This is a genomic window from Pseudovibrio sp. Tun.PSC04-5.I4 (genome assembly GCF_900104145.1).
Taxonomy (GTDB): domain Bacteria; phylum Pseudomonadota; class Alphaproteobacteria; order Rhizobiales; family Stappiaceae; genus Pseudovibrio.
Map to the genome: position 1 here is coordinate 277,114 of NZ_FNLB01000001.1, position 14,513 is coordinate 291,626.

At 51.8% G+C, this 14,513-nt stretch carries 11 protein-coding genes and 1 pseudogene; 4 read left to right on the plus strand and 8 right to left on the minus strand.

Annotated elements, in window-relative coordinates; all coding sequences use genetic code 11:
* Window position 1: 1 nt before the first annotated feature.
* Window positions 2-1,318 (plus strand): HlyD family type I secretion periplasmic adaptor subunit, encoded by a 1,317-nt coding sequence (locus BLS62_RS01285; RefSeq protein ID WP_093175670.1) that lies wholly within the window; start codon window positions 2-4, stop codon window positions 1,316-1,318.
* Between the two features lie 727 nt (window positions 1,319-2,045).
* Here the strand turns inward: BLS62_RS01285 and ppk2 are convergent.
* The 3 genes from ppk2 to BLS62_RS01295 all read right to left on the minus strand — a co-directional run bounded on the left by ppk2 (window position 2,046) and on the right by BLS62_RS01295 (window position 3,834).
* On the minus strand, window positions 2,046-3,056 hold the full coding sequence (gene ppk2 / locus BLS62_RS01290; protein WP_093175673.1) for a polyphosphate kinase 2: 1,011 nt from the start codon (window positions 3,054-3,056) through the stop codon (window positions 2,046-2,048).
* A gap of 229 nt (window positions 3,057-3,285) precedes the next feature.
* Window positions 3,286-3,537: a hypothetical protein gene (locus tag BLS62_RS30645; RefSeq protein WP_143521472.1), complete on the minus strand. Its 252-nt coding sequence runs from the start codon at window positions 3,535-3,537 to the stop codon at window positions 3,286-3,288.
* Window positions 3,538-3,567: 30 nt separating this feature from the next.
* Entirely contained in the window at window positions 3,568-3,834 is a 267-nt protein-coding gene (locus tag BLS62_RS01295; RefSeq protein ID WP_093175677.1) for a glycoside hydrolase, read from the minus strand.
* Here BLS62_RS01295 and BLS62_RS30380 point away from each other — a divergent pair.
* Window positions 3,834-3,986, plus strand: a pseudogene (locus BLS62_RS30380) (HlyD family type I secretion periplasmic adaptor subunit); the annotation flags it as partial. The gene BLS62_RS01295 and the pseudogene BLS62_RS30380 sit on opposite strands and share 1 nt — an antisense overlap.
* A 505-nt stretch (window positions 3,987-4,491) precedes the next feature.
* On the opposite strand, the gene BLS62_RS01300 reads toward BLS62_RS30380, so the two are convergent.
* Window positions 4,492-5,847, minus strand: coding sequence for a CoA transferase (locus BLS62_RS01300; protein ID WP_093175680.1), 1,356 nt, complete (start codon window positions 5,845-5,847; stop codon window positions 4,492-4,494).
* Window positions 5,848-6,276: 429 nt separating this feature from the next.
* Between BLS62_RS01300 and BLS62_RS01305 the strand changes: the two genes are divergently transcribed.
* A complete protein-coding gene (locus BLS62_RS01305) occupies window positions 6,277-6,474 on the plus strand; it encodes a hypothetical protein (protein WP_093175684.1) in 198 nt (65 codons plus the stop codon).
* 516 nt (window positions 6,475-6,990) lie between these two features.
* Here the strand turns inward: BLS62_RS01305 and BLS62_RS01310 are convergent.
* Both BLS62_RS01310 and BLS62_RS01315 read right to left on the minus strand, forming a co-directional pair.
* Complete coding sequence (locus tag BLS62_RS01310; protein WP_093175687.1) at window positions 6,991-7,620, minus strand: TetR/AcrR family transcriptional regulator; 630 nt, start codon at window positions 7,618-7,620, stop codon at window positions 6,991-6,993.
* A 278-nt stretch (window positions 7,621-7,898) separates the two neighbouring features.
* Window positions 7,899-10,205 carry a glycoside hydrolase gene (locus BLS62_RS01315; protein WP_093175695.1) on the minus strand — a complete coding sequence of 769 codons (2,307 nt, stop codon included), beginning with the start codon at window positions 10,203-10,205 and terminating at the stop codon, window positions 7,899-7,901.
* A gap of 352 nt (window positions 10,206-10,557) precedes the next feature.
* Between BLS62_RS01315 and BLS62_RS01320 the strand changes: the two genes are divergently transcribed.
* On the plus strand, window positions 10,558-11,751 hold the full coding sequence (locus BLS62_RS01320; RefSeq protein WP_093176891.1) for a pyridoxal phosphate-dependent aminotransferase: 1,194 nt from the start codon (window positions 10,558-10,560) through the stop codon (window positions 11,749-11,751).
* 6 nt (window positions 11,752-11,757) lie between these two features.
* Here the strand turns inward: BLS62_RS01320 and BLS62_RS01325 are convergent, their stop codons facing one another.
* Together BLS62_RS01325 and BLS62_RS01330 are read right to left on the minus strand one after the other, a co-directional pair.
* Window positions 11,758-12,810, minus strand: coding sequence for a serine hydrolase domain-containing protein (locus tag BLS62_RS01325; protein ID WP_208990638.1), 1,053 nt, complete (start codon window positions 12,808-12,810; stop codon window positions 11,758-11,760).
* Window positions 12,811-12,936: 126 nt separating this feature from the next.
* The gene (locus BLS62_RS01330) at window positions 12,937-14,490 is read right to left on the minus strand and encodes an MFS transporter (RefSeq protein ID WP_093175698.1); all 1,554 of its coding nucleotides are present in this window, start codon (window positions 14,488-14,490) and stop codon (window positions 12,937-12,939) included.
* Window positions 14,491-14,513 lie beyond the last annotated feature (23 nt).

Consider the following 14,513-nt stretch of genomic DNA (forward strand, 5'->3'; position numbering starts at 1 on the left):
TATGACGCAGAAAAAAAATGCACAATATGATATCGGCGCGAGCATCTCCCACCACCTGAAATGGGGCGGCATCTTCGCTGCTGTCCTGATTTTCGGGGCTGGCACTTGGACTGTGATGACAGAGATTTCCGGTGCAGTTGTCGCGCCTGCCACCATTGTTGTGGAAACCAGCACCAAGAACGTACAGCATCGCGATGGCGGCATTATCAACGAAATCCTCGTGAAAAACGGAGATACGGTGAAAGCTGGCGATCTTGTTTTACGGCTGGATGATACAGTCACAAGCTCCAATCTCGCTGTGCTAACCAATCAGCTGGACGAACTTTACGCCCAGGAGGCACGGCTGACTGCCGAACTACAAGGCAGTAAGACAATCTCTTTCAAAAAACGAGCCAAGAGCCCCCTTCACCGGGCACATCTCCTGATCATTGAGGAAACCCAGCGCAAGATGCTGGACGCACGGGCTAAAAACCATCAGGGCAAAAAAGAACAGCTTCAAGCCCAGATCGGCCAGTTCCAAAAGCAAATTGGTGGGCTGATCCTGCAACGTGATGCCAAGCAGGACGAGATCGGGTTTGTGAATGAAGAACTGACTGGTCTGATATCCCTGCACAAAAAGAAGCTGGTTACAAAATCCAGAATCTACGCCTTCCAGCGCGAACGCAGTTCTCTGGAAGGAGAGCTTGGCTCTATTATTGCTCAAATTGCTCGCTCCGAAGAGGCAATCAGCGAGCGTAAAGTCATGATTTACCAGTCCGACGAGGAATTGCGATCCAACAATTTAGAGCAATTGCAGCAAACACGGGCGCAAGTCTCCGAGCTGGAAGAACGCCGGATCGCGGCACAAGATGAACTGCGCCGGACGGAAATCCGTGCACCCCAAAACGGCCAAGTTTTTGATCTGGCAGTTCACACTATCGGTGGTGTTATTGCTGGCGGCGAAGTCGTTATGAAGATCGTGCCAGAAGAAGATGAGCTGGTTGTGGAAGCCAAGGTTCAGCCAGTGGACGTTGATCAGATCAGCCCCAATCAGGAAGCCACAATTCGCCTGCCGGCATTTGACAAGCGCACAACACCAGAGTTGAAAGCCAGACTGCGGATGATTTCACCGGATCTGATACAAGACCCGCGAACCGGCAACACCTACTATCTGGCGGAGCTGACAATTCCTGATGAGGAACTGGCGAAGCTGGAAGGCAAAACACTTATTCCCGGAATGCCAGTGGAAGCCTTCATCAAAACAGAAGACCGCTCCGTCCTGTCGTATCTGCTCAAACCAATGATGGACCAGATCGCCCACGCCATGAGAGAAACCTAACCCACGCATGTCCTGAGGCGAAAGATAAGGTGTTAAAGCAACAGCTACCCTGCTGCTTTAACCTCCCCTCCCAAGCGCTCAGGCATCAAGGCCAGAGCAAAAATCCCAAGTAATTCCAGTTCGATCGTGTGGGTTTTGTGGGAGGGAATAGAGGTGCGTGATGGTGTGTGATTTGGTTGGAAACGTGGCAAGGAGATGCAGGAAGCGCTCGCCCAGCACTTTGTAGGTAATGGCGGGTCGAGGCCGTTTAGGGCTTACCGATTACAATCGAGACAACACTCACGGCCTGCAATTCCCATTGGCCTCCTCGACTTGAATATGAGACTCTGTGACCAAAACTGACATTCGCACTGGCTCTGAGCAGCCTCAGTAAAAGCTTGTTCTCAACTTCAAGTCGACCTCATCTAACTTGCTGTTGAAGACAGCAAACACCTTATCGTGGAGATTACAAAACACGTGTTACGGACAAACCGGTCGTTCGCCGCAACATCAACGAACCGCTACCTCGTGCCAAAGCTTGCCGTTGAATGACTTCAACTCCAACTAACATCGCAGTTCCTAGATCGGTGCCACTGCTTCTCGCTAAGCGCTTATGAAACGTGCCCAAACTGTCTAACCAAGCGTGACGATCTTTGCATCAGGTTCATTGTCTGGAAACAAAAGTGATTTCCTACACACCAAGTGCGTATTTGCACAACAGAACCCCAAAGCGCCAGCTCCCTGCAAACTAGTCGACCTTGAGTTGCCTACTGGCGTCAAAGTCCTGTAGCGTTTGGTAAAATGTATCCGCTGGTCCAACAATCTTCGGGTCTGCATTGAGATTAAGTTGCGGGCTGGCAGCCGGATATGACATCGAACGAATGAAGTACCGCATGCAATTCAACCGCGCCCGCTTCTTGTCGTCGGAGCGAACGACAATCCATGGTGCATCGGCGGTATGAGTATAGAAGAACATGTTCTCCTTTGCCTCAGAGTAATCGTCCCACATGTCCAGAGATTGAACATCGACCGGGCTTAATTTCCAATGCTTCAGCGGATCGTTATCACGCGCTTGAAACCTTCGCAGCTGCTCGTCGCGGCTTACCGAAAACCAGAACTTAAACAGGCGAACTCCGCTTCTAACAAGCATACGTTCAAACTCCGGGACTTGACGCATGAACTCCATGTACTCAGCCGGAGAGCAGAAACCCATGACTTTTTCGACACCCGCACGGTTATACCAGGATCGGTCAAATAAGACGATCTCGCCTTTGGTGGGCAGGTGCCTCACATAACGTTGGAAGTACCACTGCCCCTTTTCCTCTTCGGTTGGCTTTTCAAGGGCGACGACGCGCGCGCCACGCGGGTTCAGGTGCTCCATAAACCGCTTGATCGTGCCGCCTTTACCCGCAGCATCACGTCCCTCAAAAATTACTACGATGCGTTGGCCGCTGTCCTTGGCCCAGTTTTGCACCTTTAGGAGTTCAATTTGAAGCTCTTGTTTGAGGGCTTCATATTGCGCTCGGTTCATGCGTCGCTTGTAAGGATAATTCTTGGGCAACTGGCCACTTTTACCCGCAGCAACCGGATGCTTTTGCAACAACAACGAATGGGCCTTATCGGTTATCGGATTTTGAATAGATTGGTCGGCTGCCGTCTTGTGCGTATTCTTCTTGGAGGTTTTGGGAAGAGAGATCTTGGTGCTAGAGGTGGACGTTTCCTGTCCGGATGTAGAGGCCAACTTCACTTTCTGTTCCATAGATATACTCTCCAAAATAAACCAGATTTCTTTGGGAATGCATCCATTCATCCGGAAACATTCATACGCGTAATTGCACGTACGTATATTTTAATACTAAACGCGATTGTTGTGCATTGACTTCAAGCAAATTGAGCCCTCCTTTGTATGCGGTCTGTGCCATCAAATGGCAGCTCTGAGTCGACTGCGATTTGCTGCATCCGTTAAGAACAGGCCTCTGCGAACCAACCTAACGTCCGACCTGATTGATCGCATAGATCCATGCCAGGTTACTTACCATAGTCCGCAGAAAATCCGCTGTGTAGACAGGACAACCTTTGGCTGCAAAGCTCAGATGAACCCACCGCCCACAGTTACCTGTGCGCACCACACCGAAGACCAGCCTCCAAAAAAAACCAACTAAAACGCTATCTCCGGAGAACTTCTCAAAACTCCACGCACAAATCGCCAACTCTCCGGTGACAGTTGGAACATGTCGCAACCACCACCCTCGCCTGTACCTTCCTACGCCCTACGTCCCGCCCATGTCCGGCAAGCTGAAGACCTCTGTTCCTTCACCAATTTTAACCTGATAGCTGCCTGCTGGTAGAGAAGTTTCGCCCTCTCCAACCTTGCGGACAATGCTGCCGAAGTTCGCTGTGATTACGGTGCCATTGCCGAAGGTGGTTTGCTGTAGCATCCGGTCTTTGCTGAGGAAGCGGAAGGCGGTCATGGGTTGGTTGAACAGCTGTTTGTGGAGCGGTGCCCAGAGTTTGTTGTAGGCTTTGATGATTGACAATTCCTGATGAGGAACTGGCGAAATTGGACGGCAAAACACTTATTCCCGGCATGCCAATAGAAGCCTTCATTAAAACAGAAGACCGCTCCGTCCTGTCTTATCTGCTCAAACCAATGATGGACCAAATAGCCCACACCATGAGAGAAACCTAACCCGCGCATGTCCTGAGGCGACACCAAGATAAGAGGCTAAAGCAACAACAACCCCTGCTGCTTTAACACCAACTCCCAAGAGCTTAAGCACCAAGGCCAGAGCAACAAACCCAAGCCCCCCTGTTCGATCGGGGGGCTTGGGAGGGAATAGAGGTGCGCGTTGGTGTGTGATTTGGCTGTAAACGCGGCAAGGAGATGCGGGACGCGCTCGCCCAGCATTTTGTAGGTAATGGCGGGTTGAGGCCGTTTAGGGCTTACCGATTACAATCGAGACAACACTCACGGCCCGCAGTTCCCATTGGCCTCCTCGACTTGAATATGAGACTCTGTGACCATGCCTGCCATTTGCTCCGTTATCAGGTGCCGCCAGCTAAAACGGGTTTGCTACTGCTGATTGTTTTGTCTCACGCGGGCATTGCCATGTTGTTTGAAATTGGGAATGCCTGAAGCTCCCATCCGCTGACGGCAACATTTTTGAGGTCTGTAATCGCGCCTCTGCTACATTCTAGTCCCATGTTGCGGGATGGCGCCGCAGCTCACCAGAGGGGGTATCCCAGATCATCGGTGCATCTCGAACGGTCAAAGGTGGCCGCACCCGTTTCAGGTTACCCCAGTCGCTCGTTTCAATCGATGACGCAAAATCGCCTTTGACCTTGGGGGGAATAGGGTCGTCATCACCATCGGTTTGATCAGCCCTGCGTAGCATCCATGCAATCCGCGCAAGCGATGTTTGAGCTGATATAATTCGACCAGATTTTGCGACGCGGAGCGCTTCGAAAACGCAAGCGGCTAATACATACCCTGCTGCATGGTCCAGAGCTTGTACGGGCAGTTTTCCCGGTACGCCATGGCCATCACTGCACAAATCCGCAATCCCTGTACTGAATTGAACAAGACTGTCAAAGCCACGACGTTCTGACCACGGACCCTGGCGGCCATACGCACTGAGGCTAATGCAGATGTGCGTCGGGTTAATCTGATCGAGACTGGCGACATCAAAGCCAAGCCCTTCCAAAGCGCCGGGACGGTAGCCGTGCACAAGTACGTCTGCCTGACGCAGCAAGTCCACAAAGCGTGCCCGATCCGAAGAACTCGTCAGATCCAACTCTGCACAGCGTTTGCCGATGGTTGTGTCATGCAAAAGGCCCGGATCATCCCAGTCGGCAGGATCAATACGAAGAACTTGTGCACCATACCCAGCCAATGTGCGTGTGGCCACAGGGCCGGCTAGGACCCGTGTCAGATCAAGGACCTTCAGTCCAGACAATGGCCGCTCCGAATTGTAATCCGCCTCTTGCAATTTCCTAGGCGCTCGCGCTGGTTTAGCTTGAGACCATTCCACCAAAGGGCTTTGCGAGATGACGCGCCCCTGTGGGTGTGCTTGCCAGTCATTCCATGTGATCATGCGCGCTGCGGCTCCACCCGCTGCGATAAAATCAGATTCAAGCTTCGCAACTGATCGATTGGCAATCTCCGCCGCTGCGTCCTCTTGCGTGACAGTATTGCCAAGGAGACTCGTGGCAACTGCTTTGTGGTGGGGCGCGTTGGTATGGAGGCGAATCCAGCCATCTCTGCCTTTAAAGATCGAAGATAGCGGGTCCCAAGGTTCTTGCGGGGTCCAATCGATTGGTTCGCAGGATGTCAGCCCCCAGAACGCGGTGAGGCGACCATCCACAAAGACATCCTCCGATGATTGCCCGCGCAAGCGCGCTAAAGCAACACCGGCGAGTCCGACGCTTTCGGCCAGCAACTCCGTAACCGGCAAAGGGCCAGGCAACCGTCCGGTATATTGGATCACAGGAGGGGCCGTATTTGCACCAAACACTGCCAGACTTAACTCATTCCAAAAGATTTCGGTCACACTAGATAGCTCCTTTCAGGATAGTATTGGTCGCCTTCCGAATGGAGTGCATTCTGTTTGGGAGATGTTGTCATCTGTTTACGCCGTGACGCAAGAACGCTTTTCTCAAAGCATCAAAAGTAAAAACGACAACCTGCCTTACAGAGGAAGTCAAAATCTGGTCTAAAAACCGACGATCCATCCGAAAACCTAAACCCTTTTTCAACGGTCTCGGCGGGTTAAGCTCACACAGAGCACTTGTAAGAGCGACAGCAAAAGGCTCCAAACGAACGAGTACAGCCCTTGATGGAACTGAGTGAAGGTTCGGTTATGGCCCTAGACGGTCAAGCAAACGCTGCGGCTTAAGACAGAGTGGCCCTGGAAAATAAGTTTGGCCTACTTCTGGGTTCTAGATATAATTAACTGAGATTGAGCTATGTGGAGGAAGCTATGACAGCAAACCAGATTACGTTGATATTGGTTCCGGTGGCAATTTTGGGGTTCGCAGTTGCAATCTACCTAAAGGCTCAGCGAAAAAAGAAAACAGCACAGCCCAAAGTCCATGGACCGCATACTCCCGGCACGGGTAACGATCCGAAGGAAATGATAGCTAGTAAAGCGCATACGGGCTTCGATGGAGGGTGTTGAAAGCCAAATAAGGAAATGATAGCTCGATCGAGACAACACTCACGGCCCGCAGTTCCCATTGGCCTCCTCGGCTTGAATATGGGACTCTGTGACCATACCCGCCGTTCACACTTGCTCAGCAGCATTCTAGCTGGAATATCGTTGCTACTTCTGATTGAAGTCATGTCAAACTGTGCCTGAGATTGGGAAAGGTATTTCACTTAAGCGCAGGTTGAATACCACACGCAAACAAAGTTTCGTTTAAACAGGACAAGTACTTTCTGCCAGATGTTTCATTGTCGATCTGTCACACGTCCAACCGTGGGATGATGCATGACCAATTAGATATAAACTCCAAGGTGCTTGGATAGCGATGAACTTGATCTTACCAGCTGCCATAAGGGATTTGTAAACAGTGCACCTCTTCCTCAAGCTGCTGCAGGCATTTGAACACATTGCCGTTGACCGTTCATGTGAATAGCAGTCACTTTTGCACGCTCGGCCCCTTGGCCAGCCTGAAGGTAGGATCCCTTCGGGCTACTCCACCACTTCTGGAGGGTATTTCATGCGGGAACGCAATACCTCTAAAGACAGATCAATCATTTTATAGATACTCTTTTCAGAGGTGTTCAGCTTGATCAGCTCATAAAGGCCCACAAAAGTCATCTGGAAATAATCGCTCAGAACTTCGATATCTTCCGGGTTCTTCAGCTCTAGTTGACACTGCAAAAGCTTTTCATGTACCACCTCTTCCCAGACGTGATTATACCTTAAAAATTCTTCCCACAACGTCTCATCCAAATAACACAAGTCAACAACGGTTGGACGAAATAAACCTAACCCCTCACGGCTCCGATCAAAACAAAGCTGCGCAAACTCAATCAGCGTGGTTCGGATGGCCGCGTAGATATCGGAATGCATAGCCATATCAGAGCACATCTGCTGGCCAAACTTAATGTAGTACCAATGCACAATAGCGCGAAGAATTTGCTGTTTTTTGGGAAAGGCCTCTTGCAAAAGTGTAAGATTAACACCGCTTTCAGCGGCAATGTCTTCAACGCTGACAACCTTCAACCCCTTTTGCAGGATCAAGCGAATAGACTTGTCAAATAAATTTTCGAGGACTTTTGCAGGGAACAACTCCTCATATTTTTGAACTTGTCGCATGGTTAATGTTCATCATTTATCGGTTGCTCGGTACGGTTTTAGGGTAGCACAGAAAACACAAAAGAAAATTAACCGAACTACCACAATTGACGACGCCGGAGGTCCGGTAATGGCCCACAGTTACCTGTTTGCGCCACACCGAAGACCAGCCCCCCCCCAAAAAAAACTAAAACGTCATCTCCGGAGAATTTCTCAAAACTCCACGCACAAATCGCCAACTCTCCGGTGACAGTTGGAACATGTCGCAACCACCACCCTCGCCTGTACCTTCCTACACCCTAATTCCCGCCCATGTCCGGCAAGCTGAAGACCTCTGTTCCATCACCAATTTTCACCTGATAGCTACCTGCAGGCAGGGGAATTCCGTCCTCGCCGACCTTTCGAACAATGCTGCCGAAGTTCGCTGTGATTACGGTGCCATTGCCAAAGGTCGTTTGCTGTAGCATCCGGTCTTCGCTGAGGAAACGGAAGGCAGTCATGGGTTGGTTGAACAGCTGTTTGTGGAGCGGTGCCCAGAGTTTGTTGTAGGCTTTGATGATCGGCAGATCTTTTTTCGCGTTGCCTGCGCTGAGATGGTAGAGCGGCGGAATTTGGTAGAGGATTTGTTGCAAAGCTATGATCTGGCGCTCATTGGCTGGCTTCAATGAGCCAAATTCCCAGTGATGCGTGGTGACGATGCTATCATGCAGCGCTACCTGATACAGCGGCAGCTTGTATTGCGGCGCATACATCAGTGTGCTCAACTCAGCTGGAATTGGTGTTGCTTTGAAGAAGATTGGTGGTTGTTCTGGCGGCCAGTAACCCCCACGGAAAAACTTGGAGGATTTGTCTTTGCCAATGCGCTTGTCCATCCATGCATAAGGCGGCGTTGTCATGCCATGAGAAAAGGCGATGTTCTTGGCAAAATACCATGTACCACCTTCTGAACCGGTGACGACCTTAAGCTCCTCACTCACGTAAGCCAGACGGTCATTAAAGGCTTTCAGCACCTTCGCTTTGGATGCTTTTCGACCCTCAGAATAATCGTTGTAGACCAGCCCTGTTGCGTCCACATCCATAAACAAGCTGTTGAGCGCAGCGCCGTCTACCACCGCTTTGCTACGACGTTTGGCATAGCCTTGCAGCGCCAACGGATTGACATAACGGCCCCTGCCCGCAAAACCGGTGACCTTGGAACCATCGTGATTGGTGTATCCGGCACCCTCATAAATCTCGTTGCCCATCTGAGCCGTTTGCCACGTGTTCACCAGTTCTTCAGGATGTGCGCTGGCGTAACTGTCATAAGCACCGAGAAGATAGCCCGATTCCTTGGCAAGAACTGTGGCTTCCGGGCTCCAGCTTGCATCACGCCAGTCGGCCATGCCCAGCCATGCACGATCGATGCCTGCTGATTTCAGTTTGGTCACCAAGCCCTTTGAGAAGCTGTAGCCCCAAGTTTCAGGCGCTTTGAAGTGGCCTTTGAACTCACTTTGCAGCTCTTTCCGTGCCAGCATAATCCATGGTGTTTGCGCTTGTGGGTCATGTCCGCCGTCAAGCGGGGCCACGGCTGCAACATCCACGGCATTTGGCAGCGCTTCATTGATAGCCCGGATAGCCACTTTACGGGTATACTTTGAGACGAAACCGCCCTTACCCTTTGCCTCTTTAAAGGCCGTGGTCATCTCGCCCTTGTCGGCTTTGCTCAGGGCCTGCCATAAACGTGCGGAGAGCGAGCCTTCCTGCTTGCGTTTCTGGTCCAGCTTACGCACAAACCCGCGCCAGCCTTTGATATCCTCGGGCTTGAGCGGCCCACTGCCGTGGAAATAGATATGCGGTGCACCAGCTAACTTGGACACATCCGCATTTGCTGTGATCTTGTCATCCAAACTGCGGAACTGCCCCGTGTTCTGCATAAAGGCGCGAAACTGCTTGGCGCCGATGATCGGGTCAGGTTGATCAAGCGTCAGCCGTATGCGGTAGGGTTGGCGCAGGTTAAGCTCGGTGAAGTCTTGAGTAAACCCGACCTCAAGCTTGTCCTCCACCAGTTTCAGGGTCATGGCCGCGTCTGCTGGCTGCGGTGTCATCCAAGTGGAGGAGAAGCTGCCTCTGAGCTGGGTGATGAACGGCAGGGACGCCTCGGAAAGATCCTTGCGGTCCATCTTGTCGCTGAGTAATTTAGCGAAGGCTATGTCGGAGGCTGGGATATACCGGCCCTCCCCGAAAATCGGCAGTGCATAAGCTTCAATGGTGGTGTTGGCTTTTCCGTTCGGCCATGCAAATTCGCCCGGTTGGTATGCCGTCACAGCAATCTTGAGGGACGCATTTTTGAGCACCATCGCAACCTCATAAACACTGCCGTTTATGTTGAGCTTCCAATGCGCTGCTGCGGTGCTGTATTGCAAATCCGCCAGGACTGCGGGGGTGGAAAGTACTGCGGCAAGTTCCACCTGCGGCGCGCTGGCCAGAGCACCTTTGATCTGCAGTGTTGCCGGATCAATATCGAATGCGGAAAAGTCGTTTTTTAAAACAAACGCCTGCGCAAGGGATGGGCTGACAGACGCACAGATTAAAACACATAGAAAAAAAGCATTGGAGCGGTAACGCAAAGAAGGAACTCCGAATTAAATTGGGCCATGGATTGATGGCCGAGTATTATTGGGGGAAAGGACAGCAGTGAACATGCTTTCCGAATAAGATTCAATTACCTGCAAACTAAGGCAAAATTGTAGGAATATTGGGCCACCACCTGCACGTTTGGCGATACCCCCCGATATATTAGCGCACCCTATCAACCCGCCAGCTCATATGTTTCGCGCAGCCGTGAGATCCATTGATAAAAACTCTATCAAAAGACCTCGTAAAAACTGATATATGATAGCTTGCAGTTTGAGCGGTTCGGTCGTTGAGCTTTGCACAAAACAGCACATTTATGGCAGTTGGCGGACGGGCAACATATTGATGACACTTGCAAATACGAGTTTGGCAAAAAACGGGCTAGACAGCCGCGCTGTTCAGGTCCCTCCATCCATCACACGAGAACTGGCCAACGCTGCCATGAGCGTGGAAGGATTGATCCCTTTGTGGTTTGGTGAGCCGAACCAGCCAACACCCAAGTTCATTTGTGATGAAGCAGCGCGCTCTTTGAGTGCAGGTGAAACGTTTTATGCAGAAGAGTTGGGCCGACCTTACTTGCGTGAGGCGATCTCCAAATACATGTCCAATCTCTACAGCGTTGAGATTGATGTTAACCGTATCGCCGTTACCGTTTCTGGTGGCAACGCCCTCAATCTAGCATTCCAAAGTGTGCTCGAAGAAGGTGATACAGTCGTCACACTCACCCCGGCTTTTCCGAACCTTTTGTCCATCCCCATGCTTCAGGGCGCACAAACTCTCACTCACCCGCTGACCGTTAAAGACGGCAAGTGGTCGCTGGATGTGGAAGCTTTTTTGGAGACAGCCAAGGGCGCAAAGGTTGTTCTGCTCAATTCCCCCTCCAACCCGACGGGCTTCATGCTGACACGCGAGGAGATCGCACGGATCATGGAGGTTCTTAGGGAGCGCGGCACATGGTTGATCTCCGATGAGGTTTACGCCCGCACCGTATATGATGGCAGCGCAGCCCCCTCGTTCCTTGAGGTATCCGAGCCGGAAGATCGCCTAATCGTGGTCAACTCCTTCTCCAAGACATGGGCTATGACGGGTTGGCGTCTGGGGTGGTTGACTTTGCCGCCAAGCCTTACGCCGATCATCGAGAAGATTGCGGAATTCTCCATAGCCAGCGCACCTCCGTTTTCACAACGGGCCGGTGTTGTTGCGCTGGAACAGGGCGAAGGTTTCGTGCGGCAGATGGCTGAGGGTTACCGACATGCGCGAGATCTGATCTGTGGCGGATTGCTGGCGCATAAAGGCATCACCTGCCCCATCCCGGAAAGCGCGTTTTATGCCTTCTTCAAGGTGGAGGGGGTGACGGATTCCATCGGATTTGCCCGCATGTTGATTGAGCAAGCCGGCGTTGGTCTTGCTCCCGGTGACGCGTTCCGCGTTGGTGAGCCGGGCTGGTTCCGTCTGTGCTTTGCGCAAACCGATGAGCAGCTCAATGCAGCGCTGGATCGCCTATCTCCCTTCTTGGAAAAAGCGCATAAATACGCCTGACCAATTCTAAAACCAGTGATAGGAGGGCAATGCCCCTCCTATTGTTTTCAGGATGAGCGGCTCGATATTCGTAAACAACGTCTCGTTGTTGGAAAGCACGACGATGCCGATATCCTCCTGCGGATAACCCACCACATAGGCGCGGTATCCCGGATTGCTGCCCCAATGCCAGATTGACCTGTTCGGTTTGGTGGATTGAATTCCCCAGCCCAAAGACCAGGATATATCCTCGGAGATCTTTTTATCCGCCTGCAACATCCTTTGTTTCAGCGCGCCCTCATTGTCTGTATCCATCATAAACGCTAGGAATCTGGCATAGTCGCTGGCCGTTGTATGTAAGCTCCACGCTGCATTGCCAGTCGAAGGCCTCCGCTTTTCCGCGATTTGTTGTCCGTCCTGATTAAACCCGTCGCGGATGCGGTAGTTATAAGCGCGCTGCCAGATGAAGCTGGAGGAGGACATTCCGAGAGGCTCAAACACATGAATGTGGGCCAGAGTCTCCAGTGGCAAGCCGGTCTTCCGTTCCAGAACCTGCTGAAGCAGAGAATATCCTAATCCCGAATAAGCAAAGCTGGTGCCCGGATCAAACGAGAGTTTCAGCTCTTGATCCTCCTCAAAATTGGAGAGACCCGACGTGTGTGAGAGAACCATACGGGCGGTAATGCTGTTCAGGCGAAGATCTGCCCCGCTAACCAAGTCCGGTTCGTAATGAGCCAATGGACGGTCCAAGCTAAGGATGTCCAGTTCCACCATTTTCATCACCAGATAAGCAAACACAGGTTTGCCAAGAGAGGCCACTTCAAAAATCGGCTCCTGCGCACCAACAACGTTTTGGCCTTTGGCGCCGCGGTCATAAAGCCGGACAAACTCCACCTGCCCCTTTCTCACGACAGCCACAGCCAGAGAGGCGTTCGGAACATTTTCCAGAATTAGGATTGCCTGCTCATCAAGTGCGGAAATGATGTCATTCTGGCTTACCGCTGTTTGAAGCGGTGATGACTGATCACACCCGCTCACGGCAAGCATCAGCAGCAAAACTCCAAGAGCGCGTAAACCCATAAAAAGACCGTTCCCAAAATCACTTAGCCCAAGGTGCTAGTTTAAGAAAACGACGTCAATAGGTTTGGTTGTGTTTGTATTCCACGCACAGCTCCCCTTGTCACCCATTTGGTAGGAGCAGACTCTCTAGTCCTCGGCACTCTTCAAAGGTTCCGGACCAGAAGGTTTAACCGCTTTCCGCTCAGATGTAACTCCGTTGAAAGCCCAAATGGATATAGCAGCTGCGGCGACCAGAACCAACGCTCCGAAATAGTAACCATCTGCCAGAGCTCGGCTGCTGATCGTCTTCAAGACGTAAAGAGATTCCGGCCAGCGTTCATGCAGTTGGGCCGCAGCAGCTGGTTGTTCCTCCATGGATTTATAGAGCAACAACTGCAACAATTCTCTCTTATCCGGATTTGGCTCCAGCAACTCTGAGGCCTGAGAAATCATTGTCTTTTCCCGCCAGTTTATGAGCGATCCGATACAGGCAATCCCAAACACACCGCCCACCTGACGAAACGTTTGCAGCAAAGCTGAGGCGCGCGCACGACTGGCTGGCGCAACATGGGCAAGTGCCTCCGCTGTAACGGTGCTCACCAGCAAACCCAGCCCTGCACCCATCAAAACCATGCCCGGCATGAGCATCCACAACTCGTTCTGTTCCATAACAAAGGCCTGTCCTGCAAAGCCCAAAGCCATCGCCAAGCTGCCGGTGAGCGCCAGCTTGCGGAAGTTGACTTTGCCCACCAATCGCCCGCCAACTTGAGACATAACGATGATGGTCAGGACAACAGGCAACATGGCAAGCCCGGCCTTAACAGGAGAAAGGCCCAGAATATTCTGCACAAAGACAGAGCCAAAGATCACCTGCCCCAGCAAGGCAAACGGAATGCAGAACAGCAATACACAGCAGCCCAGATAGATCTTACTTTCAAACAGAGAGAACTGGATAATAGGGTGGGCAACTCGCTCGCGCCGCGCATAAAGCAGGTAACAGCACAACACCACAAATCCAAAGGAAACACCGCCTTCTGCCAAGGAAAGGCGGTAATCGCCAAACCGTTGCACAGCCACCGTGAACACCAGCAGACCCAGAATGAAGATAAAGGCGCCGAGGAAATCAAAGTTGCCGGCTCCTGCTGAGCTTTTGCTTTTGCCAATCACAAACGCCATGAGGAAAACAACAGTGCCAATGGGCACGTTGATAAGAAACACCATACGCCACGACAAATACTGAACCAGTGCTCCACCAACCAATGGCCCCAGCGCAAGGAACAGAAGGCCCGCCCCCACATAAAGGGCAAGTGCCTTGCCTCTGTCTTCAGATGGAAACGCCGAAAACACGAGCGCTGTCGCTGCTGGCTGCATCAAAGCTGCCCCCGCACCTTGAAAAACGCGGGCGGCAATGAAAACGTCTCCGTTTGGTGCAAACGCACACACCAGTGAAGCAGTGGTGAACAGACCAACTCCAATCCTGAAGGAGGTGAAGAAGCCGAACCGATCTCCCATCCAGCCGCCACACATCAACGTGGACGCCAGCGCCAGCAGATAGGCGTTGACAGCCCATTGCAGATGAACCGGACCAAAACCATAGGCGCGCTGCAGCGAAGGCAGAACAATACCAAGGACCGTCTGGTCAATCATGATCATGGCAATTGCCCCAATCATATTGAGCAGGATCAGATATTTACGGGTCATTCCAACCTCGTCTCCAGTGCCCC